This is a genomic window from Riemerella columbina DSM 16469 (assembly GCF_000374405.1).
In the GTDB taxonomy this organism is placed as follows: domain Bacteria; phylum Bacteroidota; class Bacteroidia; order Flavobacteriales; family Weeksellaceae; genus Riemerella; species Riemerella columbina.
Genome location: NZ_KB894240.1, coordinates 67,426 through 84,967 on the forward strand (window position 1 = coordinate 67,426; position 17,542 = coordinate 84,967).

Genomic DNA, 17,542 nt, shown 5'->3' on the forward strand with positions numbered 1-17,542 from the left:
TCATTCATAAAAAAATTGCTCTCTAAAATTAGAGAGCAATTTTATTTTTATAAATCCAATGCTTTATTTAACATACATTGCATTTTTAATTTCTGATTTTACTTTTTCCAATTTTGGGAACCACTCAGCAAATAGTGCTGCCGAATATGGTGCTGGTGCATCTGGCGTTGTAATTCTCTTGATTGGTGCATCTAGGAAATCAAATGCTTTTTGTTGTACCATATAAGTAATTTCTGAAGCTACAGAACCAAATGGCCACGCTTCTTCTAACACGACTAAACGATTGGTTTTCTTCACTGATTCTAAAATCGTATCATAGTCTAGTGGACGCACCGTTCTTAGGTCTATCACTTCCACAGAAATTCCTTCGGATGATAACTCCTCAGCCGCTTGAAGTGCCAATTTCATAATCTTACCGAATGATACCAAAGTCACATCTTTACCTTCTCTCTTAATATCGGCTTTACCGATAGGAATATAATATTCTTCTTCTGGAATTTCCATTTTGTCGCCATACATCTGCTCAGACTCCATAAAAATCACAGGATCATTATCTTGAATTGCTGTTTTTAAAAGCCCTTTGGCATCATAAGGATTAGATGGCACTACCACTTTTAGTCCAGGACAATTGGCATACCAACTTTCAAATGCTTGTGAGTGGGTAGCCCCTAACTGACCCGCCGACCCCGTAGGCCCACGAAATACAATAGGAATATTCCACTGTCCACCGCTCATCTGAAACATTTTGGCAGCATTATTAATAATTTGATCAATCGCTACCAAAGAAAAGTTAAAGGTCATAAATTCTACAATCGGGCGGTTGCCGTTCATAGCAGCTCCCACAGAAATCCCCGCAAAACCACCTTCTGCAATTGGCGCATCAATAACTCTTTTCGCTCCAAACTCATCTAACATCCCTTTAGATGCCTTATAAGCCCCGTTGTATTCTGCAACTTCTTCTCCGATTAAGTAGATTGATTCGTCTTTACGCATTTCCTCACTCATGGCTTGAGCGATCACTTCACGAAATGTATATTCTTTCATTATAGTATAAATATTGTATGGTGCAAATTTAATTAATTTTATTCAAAGAAAAAAACGCACTTTTTAAGGGTTGTGCAATAAAAAAAGCGACACTAAATATTAGCATCGCTTTCAATTCGATTAGAATTAAAATTCTCTAGTCTACTTTTTTCCAAGTTTGTGTACGCCCCAATAAAGAAAAACCAACATAACCTCTTACATCTAAATTATTCCCGTTTCTTTTAGCAGAACACTTGTAAACTTTACCCGTTTTAGGGTCGGTAATGGTACCACCATCAAATTCTTTACCATCTTTTTTAAGTCCTCTAATGACTTCCATTCCTAAGATAGGCTGGTTTTTTCTATCGTCTTTGCAAGCAGAGCAATTAGGGTCGGCAGGTTTAATTAATAATTGAACTACCTTTCCATAGTATTTCCCATCTGATTTCTTAAAAATTTCCACGATGGATTTTGCTTTCCCCGTTTCATCGTCTATTGTTTTCCATTTGCCTTCTACTTGTGCGTAAGACATTGCGCTCATCAGCAATGTGGCGAACATTAATCCTAATTTTTTCATATTAATCATATTTTAATTTGAAGTAAAGATATAAAAATATTTTATATAGGCAAGCATTTTGGCAATTATTTATACAACATAAAAAAATAACCCTATCAAAGATAGGGTTATTTCTAGAGGTTCCGAGCGGATTCGAACCGCTGTACAAGGTTTTGCAGACCTCTGCCTAGCCGCTCGGCCACGGAACCATTTTGCGAGTGCAAATATAAGCACTTTTATTTAATGTAAAAAATTTTAGCTCAACTTTATTTGCGTTTTCTAAAAAATAAAATTAAGTTGATGACCACAATCAGTAAACTGAGGACAACCCAAACAGCATCTCGGCTATTATTCTTTTTGTAAGTTTGCACTTCTTTATTAGCCAATAGAGATAGTTTGGTACTTTGGTTTAGATAGTTAGCCGCCTCTATATAGCAGTCTTCATTTTTATTCAATATCACATGCTGGGTAAAGTACGCCACCTTTTTTTTAGAATAGCCTATCAGCCAAAACTCATTAGTTTCCTTTAAACTAAGGTATTCTACACGATAATGCTCTGGACGAATATCACCTAAATGCTGAACTTGATAAGTGTTATTATTTTTCTCACCATACACTTCTATACTATAAAAATCCATCGGCTCGGAGTGTTTATTGACCAACTGCAATGCCAAACCATCTGCCAAAGGTTTTACCACGCTACTTTTAAACAGCCAATAACTAAAAAACACCAATGCTAATCCCGTAACGATATTTCTATATATCAACAATTTACCTTTAAAATACCCCTTCCCAAGCACCGATGCTGGTAAGGATAAAAGCAATAATATAAAAAGTATCAGCACAAAAGATTCCATAGTATGAGTAAAATTTAGGGCAAAGATACAGATTCGTCTGCATCTTTAGTATACCAATCTTGATAAAACTCATCTAAAAAAGTCAACATAAACTGATGGCGTCTTTCTGCCATAGCTTTCCCAGCAGTAGTATTCATTTTATCCTTAAGCAATAAAAGTTTTTCGTAGAAATGGTTAATGGTAGTCCCTTGAGATTTTTTATAAGTGTCTTTATCGAAATGGGTTTGAGGTTTTATATCGGGATGGTACATGAGATTATTTTTAAACCCACCAAAATTAAACGCTCTCGCCACGCCAATAGCCCCAATAGCATCCAATCGATCTGCATCTTGCACCACTTGCAATTCTATCGAAGGGTTGTTAGGAAAGGCTTGATGGTTTTTAAAGGATAGATGCGTTACAACATAAAGCACCTCATCAATTATATTGTGTGTTACTTTATGAGCGTTTAGAAATTCTTTAATGATTTTCGGTGCAAGGCTCTCATCCCCATTGTGAAACTTAGGGTCGGCAATATCATGAAGCAATGCAGACAATGCTACAATCTCTCGATTGGCGTGTTCCTTTATCGCTAAAGCATCTGCCATGTGATACACCCGCTGGATATGAGACCAATCGTGTCCTGCCTCAGCATCTTGGAGCTGTTGCTTTACAAAAGTTATCGTGTCATCAATTAATGTATTGGTATAAGGCATTTAATGGTAAGTTTTTAGTTCAAATGTAGCGCCATCAAATACGCCATAAGTAAAATAAGAAATCCAATCGCCAAGATTAACATATTGAGAATGCGCGTTCAAATCCAAAATCATTGGTAAATGCCGATGTCCATATACAAAATAATCAATGGCTTCTGTTTTTAGTTTTTCTTTGGAATAGAGAATTAGGAACTCTTTATCTTCACCGAGAAAGGTTTTATCCTCTTCCCCACTTATCATCTTATTTTTTTGCGAAAGATGAAGCGCCAATTTCATACTGATATCAGGGTGCAACCATCGGAACGCCCATTGTGCTAGAGGATTGGTAAATAGTTTTTTCATGCGCTTAAACCCTTTATCCCCAGGACCTAAACCATCACCATGTGCTAATAAAAATTGTTTTCCATTAATGGTGGCATAGCGTTTTTCAAAAAACACAGGGATTTGCAATTCGGTTTCAAAATAATCACGCATCCATAAATCATGATTGCCTACAAAAAAATAAATCTCTATCCCGCTATCTTTTAGCTCAGCAATTTTCCCCAAAACCCTTACAAAACCTTTAGGTACCACATACTTCCATTCGTGCCAGAAATCGAATAAGTCGCCCATTAAGAATAAAGTATGGGCATCCATTTTTATTTCGTCTAGCCATTGGATAAATTTTTGCTCTCGTACCTTACTTTCTTTAGGCGACGGCGCACCAAAATGTTGGTCGGAAGCAAAATAAACTTTTTTATTGGAAGGCAAATTGATAGTTATCATACTTCACACATTTTAATTATCCTCTGCAAACCATTCGCCATAAGAGTTTTCGGTTTCGTGAAGTTTTAGATAGGCTAAAGTCACGGTTTTTGGTAGTCGTTTTTGAATTTTTTCTGCAATAGCATAGAGCATATTCTCACAAGTCGGCTGAAAATCACAGAAAATCACCTTATGCCCTTGCGCTTCCAAATCCTTACCCAAATCTTGGTGTGGCGACTGCGCATTAAGAAGCACCGCATGGTCCCAAACTTCTACTACTTCCTCTTTTACAATTGTTTTGATATCGCCAAAATCCACTACCATTCCATTTTTAGGGTGGTTCAAATCATCAATCGGTGTTCCTTTTACCGTGACAAACAACTTATAGGAATGCCCATGCATATTTTTACACTTCCCATCGTAGTTGTACAGGACATGTGCCGTTTCAAAAGTAAATATTTTTGTAATCCTAATCATAGAGCAAAGATAACCATTTTTTGCAGACCCTAGCGTATGCTCTTTTTATATTTTTAAGATTTGGGCATGTCCCTCGCCAACGCTAAAGCCACGGCTCGGGTCGGGCTTTCAGCTCTATCTTTTTTTCGTCGTACCTCCTCAAAAAAGGAGGCCGCCTCTATCCCTCACGCAATGGTACTCGCACAAAACATCAACATTAAAATTTTTGTACAAGATAATAGTTAGGGTAATCCAATTTAGAACTTTTTCGCACGCTATCAATAGTAATATGTACGATATTGGCTTGGTCGGTAAAGAGGTTATAGATTGCATTAAGAGCAACTTCTACTGTTTTGGGACTCTCTATTTTCTGGCTTTCCATATAAACATTTACTACTTCATTGTCTTCTTCATACCCCAAAAATTTGACTTCTAACCACTGCTGATTGACTTTTAGTTTGAAATGTTTGCCAAAATAATCCGCCATTTTATTTTGCATTGCAGGTTTCTGTTGGGCATTTAAAAATTGTAATGTTGTCTTATATTTTTTGTTGATGGCATTTTCCATATCATCAATAAAAAACTTACCAATAATTTCAAATCGTTCGGTTTTAGCATTATAGTGAATGTCTATTGAACCCACATGATACGGGTGCTTGTCCTTTGCCTCAATCTTAATAAACGCTAAACATAGGATAAAAAATAATAAGCTTTTTAATTTCATTGCCCAAGAATTTAACACAAAAGTAAAATAAATTTTGTATACTCGCAGTGAAAAACTAAAAACAATGGACGACTTTTTATTTTATTTAAACTTAGGTTGGGAACACATCATCAGTATGGATGCTTTAGACCATCAATTATTTATCTTGGCTTTGGTGGCAGTATATACTTTTCGAGATTTAAAAAAATTGTTGGTTTTAGTTACAGCATTTACCATAGGGCATTCGCTTACTTTGGCTTTAAGTTCTTTAGATATTATTAGATTTAGTACCGCTTGGATCGAGTTTCTGATTCCTTGCACTATTGTCATCACAGCGTTTGATAATATTATTATGAAAAATAAACCTCAGAAACTGGTGACCATCAATTATATTTTAGCCTTATTTTTTGGATTTATCCATGGGATGGGGTTTGCCAATAGTGTCAGAATCATGCTCGCTAAAGAACAGAGTATTTTTGTACCACTTTTAGGATTTAATATTGGGCTAGAATTAGGTCAGATTGTGGCGGTCATCATCATTATGCTGATATACCTTATCGCGACCTCTATCCTTAGAGTACCCCGCCGCGATTGGATTATGTTTACCTCATCAGCAGTTTTTGCCCTAGCCCTACAAATGGCGCTGGAACGCTTGCCGTTTTAAATATTTTAATCCTTATAAGTTTTTCACTACCTTTACGCTACAAAAATTAATGTTTATGACAGCTATTTGGACTGGGCGTTTTGATGGTGAGCATCCTTTATACCATAGATTATTTCAAAGGGTTGACACCCATCCGACTTATCAAAATTTAAAACCTAACGACTTTGTGATACATGGATTCGCCGTAGATGAAGGTGTTCGCCGCAACAAAGGTAGAGTGGGTGCTAAAGAAGCCCCAGATGTGATACGAAAAAACATGGCCAATTTTCCCGTCGTAAATCCTGAGTTAAAACTTTTAGATTTCGGAAATATCTATTGCGAAAATGGTCATCTTGAGCAAGCGCAAAATCAATTAGCAACTGGTGTATCTTCCGCTTTATCAAAAGGAGCTAAGTCCATTGTTTTAGGTGGCGGACACGAGATTACCTTTGCCCATTATTCTGGTATTAGACAAGCCTTTCCAAACAAAAAAATTGGCATTATTAATATTGATGCTCATTTTGATAATAGAACACCTAACGATGAGGGAGCAACTTCTGGCACAGGGTTTTGGCAAATTGCACAAGACGAAAATTGGCAATCTTTACATATCGGTATTCAGCGCAATAGTAATACACTAAAATTATTTGATGATGCCCACCAAAATGGTATGAAGTACATTTTGTCCGAAGAGTTATTTTTTGAAAACCTCCCAAAAGTCTATACAGAAATTAATGAGTTGATAGACTCGGTAGAGGTGCTGTACCTTACCATTTGTATGGATGTGTTTAATGCGTCGATAGCCCCTGGCGTTAGTGCTTTGGCATACAATGGCATTTTTGCAGATAGTGCATTTCTTCATTTCTATAAACATATTCTAAAGAGTGAAAAATTAATAGCTTTAGATGTGGCAGAAGTAAATCCTACCTACGATATTCAGGACAGAACGGCACGGCTGGCAGGGTCTTTGATTAATGAATGGTTCATGATTAATCCTAACGATGCATAGCATCAAAAACAAATTATTATGTCAATACAAACTTCTATAGATCACGCTTATCAAACTTTTAAACACTGGAAAACCACTTCGTTTGAGGAGCGACAATCTTTATTTAAACAACTTGCTAAAATCGTTGAAGCGCATAAAGAAACTTTTGGAAATATCATTACTTCTGAAATGAATAAACCCATCAGCCAAGCCATTTCTGAGGTTGAAAAATCTGCTGGAATGATTGATTTCTATGCCACCATAAAAAATCCTCTAGAAGTAAAAACCATAGATTCTGGTACCGATATTAGCGAAGTCCACCCCACCCCAATGGGCGTGATTTTGGGGGTTATGCCATGGAACTATCCCTTTTGGCAAGCCTTAAGATTTGCAGTGCCTACGATTTTAGCTGGAAATACGGTAGTGATGAAACACGCTTCTATTTGTACTAAAAGTGGCGATGCAATAGAGAACGCTTTTTTAGACGCTGGATTTCCTAAAGGCATTTTTCAACATTTAAAAGTAAGCCATAAAGACATCGAAACCATTTTAAAGCATCCTGCAGTTCAAGGGGTAAGCCTAACTGGAAGTGAAGCCGCAGGAAGTAGCGTAGCGAGTATCGCAGGAAGAGAAATAAAAAAATCCGTATTGGAACTGGGTGGCAGCGATGCTTTTATCGTTTTAGAAGAGGCTAATATTGAAAAGGCCGCTCAAGTGGGTGCCTTAGCAAGGCTTCAGAATTGTGGTCAAACTTGTGTTGCTGCAAAGCGTTTTATCGTTCATCAGAATATTAAAACAGCGTTTTTAGATGCCTTTATTAAAGAATATAAAACCTACCAACCTGCCAACCCTTTCGATAAGGCTACAACATTTTCTGAAATGGCGAGAGCCGACCTCGCCGATGAACTTTACAAACAATACGAAAAAGCAATAGAACACGGGGCAAAAGTAATTCTTCCCCTAGAAAGAGTGTCCGAAAGAGCCTATATTCCTGGACTTATTGAGGTAGAGAAGGGTAATCCCATTTTGGAAGAAGAATTATTTGGACCATTGGGTATGGTGCTTATTGCAAAAGACGATGCTCATGCATTAGAACTTGCTAACGATATTCCCTATGGGTTGGGCAATGCCGTATGGACAGAAAATACTGAGAAAGCCATGAAGTTCGCCAGAGATTTAGATTCTGGAACTGTCGCCATTAATTCTATGACGAAATCCGATGCACGATTGCCTTTTGGCGGTGCTAAAAAATCAGGATACGGAACAGAACTATCCATAGATGCACTAAAGGAATTTACCTACCCTAAAACCATCCGAGGTAGTAAAAGTTAAATTCTAAACTTTCGATTCTGCTTTTTGTCAGATAATATTTTCTTAGCCTTCAATCGCTTTTCTTTTTGTGCTTTTGAGGGCTTTGTTTTTTTCCTTTTCTTGGGGATAATCAAGGCTTGTGCGACCATTGTAAACAAACGCTCTGTGGCTATCGTTTTATTCTGAAGTTGCGTTCGGGCTTCTGTAGAAGTTAGTTGTAAAACCCCTTCACTATTGATTCTAGGCTTCAGCTTTTTTAAAATCCGCTGTTTTTCTTCATCATTAAAAAATTGTGAAGTTGCTACCTCCCACTGCACAGTTACCGCGGTTTCTACTTTATTGACATTCTGCCCGCCAGCGCCACCGCTTCGTGAGGTTTTATATTTCAATTCAGAAATAAAAGGTTTCATTTGCAATAGTTTCTAGGATTAATCTTTAAATAATTGAAGTCCTAAAATCGTTGCCAGAAATCCTAATCCTACACTCAGCAAAATATAAATAGCCAAAGTTGTATACTGCTGATTTTGCCACAATACCACATTTTCATAAGAAAAAGTAGAAAAAGTGGTAAAGCCTCCACAGAACCCTGTGATGAATAAAAACTTTAGGTATAAACTTTCTGATTTAAAGAAATAGGATGAAAAGCCCCCAATAAGAAAACATCCCATAAGGTTCGCCAATAGCGTTCCCAAAGGCAATGCATTCCATTTAATCCATTGGGCGGTGTAATAAGAAATCGCAAAACGCAATAGGCTTCCCAAGCCTCCCCCAATGAATATATAAAGGTAAACTATCGCATTCATATTTCTTTAAATCAGAATGTTAAAAATCATTTTAGGCTTTAAGTTCTCCTAAATAGCGTTCTGCATCCATCGCTGCCATACAGCCACTGCCTGCTGCCGTAATCGCTTGTCTATAAATATGGTCTTGAACATCTCCCGCAGCAAATACCCCTGGAAGGTTGGTTTTAGAAGATTTACCTTTTGTAATGATATAGCCATTTTCGTCTAAATCCAACTGCCCCTTAAACAAATCTGTGTTAGGCTTATGACCAATCGCGATAAAGATGCCATGCACATCAATTTCAGAAGTTTCCTGCGTTTTATTGTTAATGACCACCGCCTTTTCAACCAAATTATTATCACCTTTTATACCAATTAACTCATGGTTGAATAGCACTTCGATATTAGGCGTGTTTTCTACGCGTTGCTCCATTACTTTAGACGCTCTAAAGAAATCTTTACGCACCAGCATAGTCACTTTATTACAAATATTAGAAAGATAAGTTGCCTCTTCTGCCGCGGTATCTCCCGCACCTACTACAATCACATCTTTACCTTTATAGAAAAAACCGTCGCAAGTGGCACAAGCGGACACTCCACCCCCAGAATATTTTTTCTCATCATCTAATCCTAGGTATTTAGCCGTAGCCCCCGTTGAGATAATAACTGTTTTGGCGAAAATCTCTCTGCTTCCCGTAGAAATCTTATGTACCCCTCCCACTTCCTTAGAAAACTCTACCGAGGAAATCATTTCGTAGTGTATTTTTGTTTCAAATCGTTCGGCTTGTTTTTGTAAGTCCATCATCATTTCTGGTCCCGTAATACCATTAGGATAGCCTGGGAAATTCTCCACTTCTGTGGTGGTCGTTAATTGTCCACCAGGTTCTAGTCCGGTAAACAATTCAGGTTTAAGGTCTGCTCTAGCCGCATAAATCGCCGCGGTATAGCCTGCAGGTCCAGAGCCGATAATCACACAATCTAAAATATTTTGTTCTTCCATAATCTTGTATATTTAAAGGGGCTAATTTCGGAATTTTTTTTGACTTTTTAATCCTTTCATCGATGCGAAATCCTATCATTTGGATTGATAGGCTCTATATTCATAAAATATGGCTCTCAGAAAAATTCTGAAAGCCATAATATAAACTTATAAATCTTTAAGATTAAGCTTGTTCTTCAGCGTTAGTATCTTCTACTTTAGCCTCTTCTTTCTTAGCTTCTGGTTTTTTAGGTGCCGCCTCTACAGGTGCATCAGAAACTACATCGAAATCGAAATCATGCTCCACTTCTCTGTGTAGACGGATTTTCGCTGAGAATTTACCTGTTCTCTTAATAGTGTTCCCAGGGATTTTGATGTATTTTTTATCTACCTCTACGCCTTCTTTAGCCAAAGCTTCAGAAAGGTTGGCATTATTGATAGAACCAAATAATTTATCTCCAGCACCTACTTTAGTAGCGATAGTTACCGAAGTCTTTTTCAATTGGTCTACAATTTTTTGAGCGGCAGCAACTAATTTTGCTTCTTCCTCTTTTCTAGCTTCTAAAGTCTCTGCTAGAGCCGCTTTGTTTTTAGGTGTTGCCAATACAGCATAGCCTTGTGGTAATAAAAAATTACGCGCGTAACCTGGCTTTACATCTACAGTATCAAACTCAAGTCCTAAGTTTTCTACATCTTTTTTTAAGATAATTTCCATTTGTTGTTGTCCTTTTTTAGGTTTTAGAATTGGGAACTATTCCCACCAACTAAAACAGTTAGAATTGTTATTAAATTCAGCAACTTTTGTCTATTCTATAATAGTATACACAATAGCCTACTGCTATTTTTTTTATTTAAGTAAGTCTGCTACATACGGCATCAACGCAAGATGTCTTGCTCTTTTGATTGCTGCAGATACTTTTCTTTGGTATTTTAAAGAAGTTCCTGTATATCTTCTTGGTAAAATTTTACCTTGTTCGTTTACGAACTGAAGTAAGAAATCAGCATCTTTATAATCTACATATTTAATACCGTATTTTTTAAATCTACAGAATTTTTTATCCGATTTAGTATTGATATCAATTGGTGTAAGATATTTTACTTCTGACTCTCCACCTTGTGCGGCTTGTTGTGCCATTTCATCTATTGCCATAATTGTAATGTTTTTAAAGGTTAAAATTAAGATTTTTGAGATTTAAGTTTGGCTCTTCTTTTCTCAGCATATTCTACGGCGTGCTTGTCCAATTTAGTCGTTAAGTAACGCAATACTCTTTCGTCACGCTTGAATGCTAATTCTAAATCAGCCACTACGGTACCTTCTCCTTTGAATTCAATTAGAGTATAGAACCCATTTTTCTTCAATTGAATTGGATACGCCAATTTCTTAAGTCCCCAATTTTCCTTGGCAACGATTTCACACTTCTGATCTTTCAATAGATCTTCAAATTTTTTCACTGCTTCCTCCACCTGAGCATCAGACAGAACGGGAGTTAAAATGAAAACAGTTTCGTAATTGTTCATAATGTTAAATATTAATTATTATTTTAAGTCTGCAAAAGTAAATATTTTTTGCGAAATATGCAATCTTTTAATCTGGTTTTCTTGATGGATCGGGAAATACAGAGTTTTCATCAGCTTTCTTACCCAAATCAGATAAATTGACTTTTGTCTTATGGGCTCTAAGGCTTTTAGTTTTTTGTTCTATATCTTTCAAATACGCCTCACTTAACTCATCGTATAGCGAATGTCTGCTAATGAATAACGCAGCCAATGAGGAAATCATACCAGAAAGCATAAGGTAAAATATTAATGAATGTCTATCCGTCATTTCCAACACCAATATCGCTGAAGTAAATGGCGCTCTAGTAATCCCTGTAAGGAATGCCACCATGCCCGCAAGGATAATCACATTGGTTTCATTTTTTGTTAAGTTCATAATATCAGACAAAAATGCCCCACAACTTGCCCCAGCACTCAAGGCAGGCGCAAAAATACCTCCTGCCCCACCACTTGTAAAGGATAATGCAGGTCCAACCATTCTGAAAATAGGCATATACCAAGATTGGGATTTATTGTTTGAAAACAGCAAGTTTTCCATTAAGCCTTTACCAGAACCTAAAATTTCCTGATTGACAAAGTAGGCTAAACTGGCGATAACGAATGCGCTTCCAACTAAAAATAAAATTTGGTTTTTTCGCCCAAGTTTGGCTTTGAATTGATTAATTGCCAGCATTAGTTTAGACAGTTTGCTACTCATTAAACCACATAGAAACGCCACCAAAATCACAGGAAAAATAATACCGATACTGATATCATTAGTTTTAGGATAGCCTAAATATAAGTAAGACCCAGCAAAGGTTTGTGCTGTAAGACCCGCCACGATTACCGCTGTAAACAGCGCAGTTTTAAAATAATTCATATGGGTTTTTGCCAATTCTTCTACGGCGAAAACAATTCCCCCCAACGGGGTATTAAACGCTGCCGAAAGCCCTGCCGCAGCACCCGTCATAATCATATTTTTAATAGAAATCTTAGGCCACCATTTAGGTAATATTTGGTTTACAAAACGGAATATAGACCCCGCAATTTGGATGGTAGGCCCTTCTCTACCAATCGCTCCACCACCAATCACCAACACAATACTAGAGGCTATTTTTACCAACACTATTTTAATACTCAGCAAATGTTTTATTTTTCTTCGCTCTTTAGGATTGGCTAAATTAACCGATGCCATAACCTGCGGAATCCCACTACCCTTAGCATAAGGGGCATAGCGCTGTACCAACCACCAAGACAAAACAAATCCTATGGGCGCTATAATGAAAATTAACCAAGATTGACATCCTAACAATTTGAATAATAAATGCTCCCCCCATTCAAATAATCTGGCATAAAGTACGGCTACAATCCCCGTAAGTAACGAAGCAAACCAAAAAGGAATCGCCTGAAGAAGATTGTATTTTAAGCGTTCATTTTGAATACCATCAAATAGATGTTTAAGACGAAATCTTAGGTAAGACAGAGCTTTTTTCATGGGGTATCTTTAGGACACGGTTAGTTTTTATTTAATGATATGCAAAGTTATCAATTTTAGATCAATTGAGTCCGATAAAAACTTGATTTTATTGGTTAATTCGTAAAATTATCCTCATCAAAAAAATTAGCTTCAGTTTTCTATAAAAAACTTACATTTGTTGATTGAATGAAGAATCCCATGGAAAACCACAAACTACAAGGACAGCACCCTGCGGATATCGCAGAACATTTGATAGAATTGGACGACAAAAGTCGTTATATTTCATTTTTGATGTTGTCCAAAGACCTTAAAACAGAGGTCTTTCCGTATTTCGAAACGAATATCCAACAACAGATTATCAAATCTTTGGGCGATAAAGAATTATCCGAAATGCTCAACAATTTAGAACCCGATGACCGTACGGCAATTTTAGAAAATTTCCCTGATGAACTCATCAAATATTCCGTGAATTTACTCAATGATAGTGAGAAAGAAATTGCACTAAACCTCATTGGCTACGACAAAGATTCCATTGCCCGACTGATGACACCACTCTATGTACAAGCCAAACCACAATGGACGGTGCAACAGGTGCTTAGCCATATCAAAAAAACACGGAAAAAACGCCGAAACCCTCACTTATATTTATGTAGTTGATGAGCAAAATCGTTTGATAGATGATTTAAAAATAGGACAATTGCTTTTAGCCGACAATGACACACCCTTGACTGATTTGATGGATAATAATTTCATTAGTTTGCTTACAACCACCTCATTAGAAGATAGTTTCGCAACTTTTGAAAAATACGACCGTTCGGCGCTACCCATCACTACCGAAAAAGGGACATTAGTAGGAATTGTTACTTTTGATGATATTTTGGAGAAAATTCAAGATGAAAACACCGAGGACATTCAGAAGTTCGGGGGTATGGAAGAGTTGGATTTGTCTTATACCCAAACGCCTTGGTTGGAGTTGGTTCGCAAGCGTGCTGGTTGGCTGATTATTCTCTTTTTAGGAGAGATGCTCACGGCATCAGCGATGGGGTATTTCGATGACGAAATTGAAAAAGCTGTCGTTTTAGCCCTATTCGTTCCGTTGATTATTTCCAGTGGAGGGAATTCAGGTTCGCAAGCCGCTTCGCTAATTATCCGCGCAATGGCGTTGCAAGAATTACGCCTAAAAGATTGGTGGTATGTGATGAAAAAAGAAATCATCTCAGGTTTGGCTTTGGGAGGAATTTTGGGAGCGATCGGTTTCCTTTGTATTTTGGTTTGGCAATCCACAGGTATTTATGATTATGGCGAGTATTGGATTTCGATAGCCTTATCCGTTTCTATTTCACTGATATTTATTGTGTTGTGGGGAACACTTTCAGGCTCACTTATTCCGTTTGTACTGCGAAGAGTAGGCTTAGACCCTGCGACTGCCTCAGCACCTTTTGTAGCCACCTTGGTCGATGTAACGGGATTGATTATTTATTTCTCAGTAGCAGCATTGTTTCTCAGTGGGAAGTTGCTCTAATACAAATTATCGGTTTAAAACCGATAAAAACCGAAAGATTCTACGAGAATCTCTCGGTTTTTTGTTTACCAAAACTCTAAAGCCTTATTAAATTCTAAAAAATCCCTATATTTGATAAAACTTTAAATACCAATTGACTATGAAAAAGCAACTTTTGATATGGATCATCACGCTACTTTCGGTAGTGAGTTACGCGCAAACGGCAAAATTAGAGGTTTTCGATAAAGGAAAATCACAATCAAAGGAAACGGTGGTCCTCAAAGATATTCGTTATGATGTAAAAGTGTCGGGAGATTTATCTACCACGATTTGCACAATGCTTTTTCAAAACAAAACCCAACGAATTTTGGAAGGAAAACTAACCTTTTCTCTACCTAATCAAGTGGCGGTTAGTGGTTATGCAATTGATATCAACGGAAAATTGCGCGATGCCGTACCCGTAGAAAAAGAAAAGGCGAAGGAAGTGTATGAAAGCGTCAGAAAACGCCGCATCGACCCAGGAATGATTGAGAAGGTGGAAGGAAATAATTTCCGTACACGAATTTATCCTATACCAGCCAATGGTTCGCGTACAGTGCAAATCACTTATAATATGGAGTTGGCAAAACAAGGGCAAGGCATTCAGTATTATTTGCCTTTGGACAAAGCCCAGATGTTTGAGCATTTTGAGTTGAATGTAGAAGTTTTTGAAAATATACAAACGCCTCAATTGGTAGAAAATCCCGATGGTAGTTTTGCTTTTCAAAAGAATGGAAGTGTTTGGACTGCCTCAATCAAAAAAGACAACTACCAACCTGCAAACGATTTAAGAATCGCAATACCCACACCCGCCAATTATTCGCAGTCGGTAATGCAACCCGCTGAGGGCGGACATTATTATTTTCTGTCGAATGTCGTAGTGCCAACGGAAACGAAAGCCAAAGCCAATCCGAAAAAAATCGCGATTGTTTGGGACAATTCATTGAGCGGTTTACAAAGAAATCATTCAAAGGAATGGGAATTATTAGACACTTATTTTCAGAAACTTCAGAATGTGGAGGTCGATTTATATTCATTGAATATCTATTGGAAATCACAAGGAACTTTTAAGGTTAAAAACGGAAATTGGGACGCTCTAAAACAGCAATTGCAACAAATGGTATATGATGGAGGAACGGATTACGGACAATTGCAACCCATCAAGGCGGATGAAATTTTATTTTTCTCTGATGGAATAGCCACTTTTGGAGCGCTAAAATTCCCTTGGCAGACCAAAACCTATACGATAGCGAGTCAGCCGAAGGCTAATTTTGGGCAACTGCAATGGATGGCAAGGACTACGGGTGGCGAATGGATTAACTTAAACCAAATCAACACGCAAAAAGCCCTTGATAAATTGACCATACAGCCGTTGAAATTTTTAGGAATTAAAGAAACTACAAAAGTTTCGGAGCAATATCCATCCTTGCCAACATCGGTAGATGAGTCCTTTTCTATTGCAGGAATTGTCAATCAACCCAAAACGACGCTAACTCTGTTGTTTGGCTACGGCAATACGCCTACTATTGAGAGAACCCTAACACTTGATGCGAACCAACAATCGACCACCGATTGGAATATTGCACAATTTTGGGCACAAAGAAAAATTGCAGAATTGGAACTTTTCTCTGACAAAAATCAAGAGGAAATCAAAGAAATTGGAAAAACTTTTGGTATCGTTACCCATAATACCAGCCTGATGGTTTTGGAGAATGTCAATGATTATGTCAAATATAAAATCACGCCACCCAGCGAACTTTTGGTAGAGTACAATCGTTTGATAAAAAATCAACAAAATGAAATTTCAGAAGAAAGAGTCGCCATTATGTCCGATGCCGAAGATATGATTGAAGACCTTAAAAAATGGTGGAATACGGATTTTAAACCTCAAAAGAAATATCCAAAGCCTAAGACTGAGGCAGAAGTTCCGCCGCCAGCAACTGTAGAATTGGATGCTGCTGTAGATATGGTAGTGGAAGAAACTTCATCTATTACAGCAAATGCTGCCGCTAGTAAAGAAGCATCTGAATTGGAAGAGGTGGTAGTTACTTCCACAGTAACTTCACAAGCACTTGAAGGACAGTTAGCAGGCGTTAGTATTTCAAATGATAAAATAGTAAACAGTAATAAAAAAGCAAAGATTACCACCATAGAAATCCAGTCAGATCAAGATTATTTGCAAGGATTGAATGAGCAATCTTCAGAAAATTTATACACTCGTTATTTGTCTATTCGTGAGAAATACCAAACCACTCCATCGTTTTATTTTGATATTGCTCAATTGCTGTTTAAGAAAAACAATCGTGAGAAAGGTTTGTTAGTATTGAGTAGCGTTGTGGATTTGGATATTGAAAATGAAGAGTTGTACAAATTACTGATGTACCGACTCAAAGAGCATAAGTTTTATGATAAAGAATGGTATATCGCAGGCAAGGTTTTAGAATGGCGACCTTTCGACCCACAAAGTTACCGCGATTATGCGTTGGCTTGTGAAGATGCAGGAAAACTACAAGAAGCCTTAGACAATTTTTATAAAATGCTTACCAATACCTATACCCAAGAATTGTCCGATCGTGATCGTGGAATTGAAGAAACGATTTTGATGGAAATTAATAGCTTGATTGCAAGACACAAAGGTAAATTAGATACAAGTGATATCAATCCAAAATTGATTGCCGATTTGCCTGTAGAAATTCGAGTAGTGCTCAATTGGAATAAAGATGATACCGATATCGACCTTTGGGTAATTGATCCAAAAGGCGAAAAATGTTTTTATTCTAATAATCGAACAGCCATAGGTGGAAGGTTGAGCAGAGATTTCACTTCTGGATTTGGTCCTGAACAATTCATTTTGAAAAAGGCCATCAAAGGAAAATACCAGATAAAAACCAACTTCTTTGGTGAGCGACAAACCAGTATTTCGGGACCTACAACACTGATGGCAGAGATTTATATCTATTATGCGTCTGGACAACAAGAACGAAAAATTGTTGTGTTCCAAAGTGAAAAAGAAAAGGATAAAGAAGATGGTGTTCTTATCGGAGAGTTTGAGTTTTAAAAGTTCAAGTTATTTATCAAAATAAAATTTATGAGATACTACCCTCCGAAGATTATAAACTCATAATAGAAATATCACACGATTATATCGTCCATAGCAACTTTAGAATTTTGTAAATTTTATCAATAAAAATATTTTTGATGAGGCGAATTTAATATACATACCAATCTTCAACAGTCCAATTTTATGCGCTC

At 37.2% G+C, this 17,542-nt stretch carries 18 protein-coding genes, 1 tRNA gene and 1 pseudogene; 5 read left to right on the top strand and 15 right to left on the bottom strand.

Translation table 11 applies throughout. The annotated features are described in order from the left end of the window. Positions 1-63: 63 nt before the first annotated feature. The 8 genes from C237_RS0107315 to C237_RS0107355 form a co-directional block, all read right to left on the bottom strand. Positions 64-1,044 carry a pyruvate dehydrogenase complex E1 component subunit beta gene (locus tag C237_RS0107315; protein WP_018675850.1) on the bottom strand — a complete coding sequence of 327 codons (981 nt, stop codon included), beginning with the start codon at positions 1,042-1,044 and terminating at the stop codon, positions 64-66. A 136-nt stretch (positions 1,045-1,180) separates the two neighbouring features. Beyond that, the gene (locus C237_RS0107320) at positions 1,181-1,600 is read right to left on the bottom strand and encodes a DUF2147 domain-containing protein (protein ID WP_026315560.1); all 420 of its coding nucleotides are present in this window, start codon (positions 1,598-1,600) and stop codon (positions 1,181-1,183) included. 117 nt (positions 1,601-1,717) lie between these two features. Next, a tRNA-Cys gene (locus C237_RS0107325) sits at positions 1,718-1,788 on the bottom strand. Positions 1,789-1,845: 57 nt separating this feature from the next. Then, complete coding sequence (locus C237_RS0107330) at positions 1,846-2,436, bottom strand: hypothetical protein (RefSeq protein WP_018675852.1); 591 nt, start codon at positions 2,434-2,436, stop codon at positions 1,846-1,848. Positions 2,437-2,450: 14 nt separating this feature from the next. Then, complete coding sequence (locus C237_RS0107335) at positions 2,451-3,131, bottom strand: HD domain-containing protein (protein ID WP_018675853.1); 681 nt, start codon at positions 3,129-3,131, stop codon at positions 2,451-2,453. Continuing rightward, on the bottom strand, positions 3,132-3,896 hold the full coding sequence (locus C237_RS0107340) for a UDP-2,3-diacylglucosamine diphosphatase (RefSeq protein WP_018675854.1): 765 nt from the start codon (positions 3,894-3,896) through the stop codon (positions 3,132-3,134). Between the two features lie 12 nt (positions 3,897-3,908). After that, positions 3,909-4,352, bottom strand: a complete 444-nt coding sequence (gene queD, locus C237_RS0107345; protein WP_018675855.1) for a 6-carboxytetrahydropterin synthase QueD — start codon at positions 4,350-4,352, stop codon at positions 3,909-3,911. A gap of 196 nt (positions 4,353-4,548) precedes the next feature. After that, positions 4,549-5,055 (bottom strand): DUF6702 family protein, encoded by a 507-nt coding sequence (locus C237_RS0107355; protein WP_018675856.1) that lies wholly within the window; start codon positions 5,053-5,055, stop codon positions 4,549-4,551. A 64-nt stretch (positions 5,056-5,119) separates the two neighbouring features. Between C237_RS0107355 and C237_RS0107360 the strand changes: the two genes are divergently transcribed. The 3 genes from C237_RS0107360 to C237_RS0107370 are packed head-to-tail and all read left to right on the top strand — an operon-like array spanning position 5,120 to position 7,997. Then, entirely contained in the window at positions 5,120-5,698 is a 579-nt protein-coding gene (locus C237_RS0107360) for a HupE/UreJ family protein (protein ID WP_018675857.1), read from the top strand. Between the two features lie 55 nt (positions 5,699-5,753). After that, the gene (hutG, locus tag C237_RS0107365) at positions 5,754-6,686 is read left to right on the top strand and encodes a formimidoylglutamase (protein ID WP_018675858.1); all 933 of its coding nucleotides are present in this window, start codon (positions 5,754-5,756) and stop codon (positions 6,684-6,686) included. Between the two features lie 18 nt (positions 6,687-6,704). Then, complete coding sequence (locus C237_RS0107370) at positions 6,705-7,997, top strand: aldehyde dehydrogenase family protein (protein ID WP_018675859.1); 1,293 nt, start codon at positions 6,705-6,707, stop codon at positions 7,995-7,997. Here C237_RS0107370 and arfB read toward each other — a convergent pair. The 7 genes from arfB to C237_RS0107405 form a co-directional block, all read right to left on the bottom strand. Next, a complete protein-coding gene (gene arfB, locus C237_RS0107375; RefSeq protein WP_018675860.1) occupies positions 7,994-8,386 on the bottom strand; it encodes an alternative ribosome rescue aminoacyl-tRNA hydrolase ArfB in 393 nt (130 codons plus the stop codon). The genes C237_RS0107370 and arfB overlap by 4 nt on opposite strands. An 18-nt stretch (positions 8,387-8,404) precedes the next feature. Next, a complete protein-coding gene (gene crcB, locus C237_RS0107380; protein WP_018675861.1) occupies positions 8,405-8,779 on the bottom strand; it encodes a fluoride efflux transporter CrcB in 375 nt (124 codons plus the stop codon). Positions 8,780-8,810: 31 nt separating this feature from the next. Continuing rightward, positions 8,811-9,758 (bottom strand): thioredoxin-disulfide reductase, encoded by a 948-nt coding sequence (gene trxB / locus C237_RS0107385; protein WP_018675862.1) that lies wholly within the window; start codon positions 9,756-9,758, stop codon positions 8,811-8,813. A 163-nt stretch (positions 9,759-9,921) separates the two neighbouring features. Beyond that, positions 9,922-10,452, bottom strand: a complete 531-nt coding sequence (rplI, locus tag C237_RS0107390; protein ID WP_018675863.1) for a 50S ribosomal protein L9 — start codon at positions 10,450-10,452, stop codon at positions 9,922-9,924. 132 nt (positions 10,453-10,584) lie between these two features. After that, positions 10,585-10,887, bottom strand: coding sequence for a 30S ribosomal protein S18 (gene rpsR / locus C237_RS0107395; RefSeq protein WP_018675864.1), 303 nt, complete (start codon positions 10,885-10,887; stop codon positions 10,585-10,587). 26 nt (positions 10,888-10,913) lie between these two features. Then, a complete protein-coding gene (gene rpsF, locus C237_RS0107400; protein ID WP_018675865.1) occupies positions 10,914-11,255 on the bottom strand; it encodes a 30S ribosomal protein S6 in 342 nt (113 codons plus the stop codon). 67 nt (positions 11,256-11,322) lie between these two features. Next, positions 11,323-12,768 (bottom strand): chloride channel protein, encoded by a 1,446-nt coding sequence (locus tag C237_RS0107405; RefSeq protein WP_018675866.1) that lies wholly within the window; start codon positions 12,766-12,768, stop codon positions 11,323-11,325. A 180-nt stretch (positions 12,769-12,948) separates the two neighbouring features. Between C237_RS0107405 and mgtE the strand changes: the two are divergent. Then, positions 12,949-14,272, top strand: a pseudogene (gene mgtE, locus C237_RS13660) (magnesium transporter). A gap of 139 nt (positions 14,273-14,411) precedes the next feature. Next, on the top strand, positions 14,412-17,348 hold the full coding sequence (locus tag C237_RS0107415; protein ID WP_018675867.1) for a VIT domain-containing protein: 2,937 nt from the start codon (positions 14,412-14,414) through the stop codon (positions 17,346-17,348). Positions 17,349-17,542: the final 194 nt, after the last annotated feature.

Coding starts and splice junctions, on each gene's coding strand:
- C237_RS0107315 (WP_018675850.1), bottom strand. CDS start 1,044: ATGAAAGAATATACATTTCGTGAAGTGATCGCTCAAGCCATGAGTGAG.
- C237_RS0107320 (WP_026315560.1), bottom strand. CDS start 1,600: ATGAAAAAATTAGGATTAATGTTCGCCACATTGCTGATGAGCGCAATG.
- C237_RS0107330 (WP_018675852.1), bottom strand. CDS start 2,436: ATGGAATCTTTTGTGCTGATACTTTTTATATTATTGCTTTTATCCTTA.
- C237_RS0107335 (WP_018675853.1), bottom strand. CDS start 3,131: ATGCCTTATACCAATACATTAATTGATGACACGATAACTTTTGTAAAG.
- C237_RS0107340 (WP_018675854.1), bottom strand. CDS start 3,896: ATGATAACTATCAATTTGCCTTCCAATAAAAAAGTTTATTTTGCTTCC.
- queD (WP_018675855.1), bottom strand. CDS start 4,352: ATGATTAGGATTACAAAAATATTTACTTTTGAAACGGCACATGTCCTG.
- C237_RS0107355 (WP_018675856.1), bottom strand. CDS start 5,055: ATGAAATTAAAAAGCTTATTATTTTTTATCCTATGTTTAGCGTTTATT.
- C237_RS0107360 (WP_018675857.1), top strand. CDS start 5,120: ATGGACGACTTTTTATTTTATTTAAACTTAGGTTGGGAACACATCATC.
- hutG (WP_018675858.1), top strand. CDS start 5,754: ATGACAGCTATTTGGACTGGGCGTTTTGATGGTGAGCATCCTTTATAC.
- C237_RS0107370 (WP_018675859.1), top strand. CDS start 6,705: ATGTCAATACAAACTTCTATAGATCACGCTTATCAAACTTTTAAACAC.
- arfB (WP_018675860.1), bottom strand. CDS start 8,386: ATGAAACCTTTTATTTCTGAATTGAAATATAAAACCTCACGAAGCGGT.
- crcB (WP_018675861.1), bottom strand. CDS start 8,779: ATGAATGCGATAGTTTACCTTTATATATTCATTGGGGGAGGCTTGGGA.
- trxB (WP_018675862.1), bottom strand. CDS start 9,758: ATGGAAGAACAAAATATTTTAGATTGTGTGATTATCGGCTCTGGACCT.
- rplI (WP_018675863.1), bottom strand. CDS start 10,452: ATGGAAATTATCTTAAAAAAAGATGTAGAAAACTTAGGACTTGAGTTT.
- rpsR (WP_018675864.1), bottom strand. CDS start 10,887: ATGGCAATAGATGAAATGGCACAACAAGCCGCACAAGGTGGAGAGTCA.
- rpsF (WP_018675865.1), bottom strand. CDS start 11,255: ATGAACAATTACGAAACTGTTTTCATTTTAACTCCCGTTCTGTCTGAT.
- C237_RS0107405 (WP_018675866.1), bottom strand. CDS start 12,768: ATGAAAAAAGCTCTGTCTTACCTAAGATTTCGTCTTAAACATCTATTT.
- C237_RS0107415 (WP_018675867.1), top strand. CDS start 14,412: ATGAAAAAGCAACTTTTGATATGGATCATCACGCTACTTTCGGTAGTG.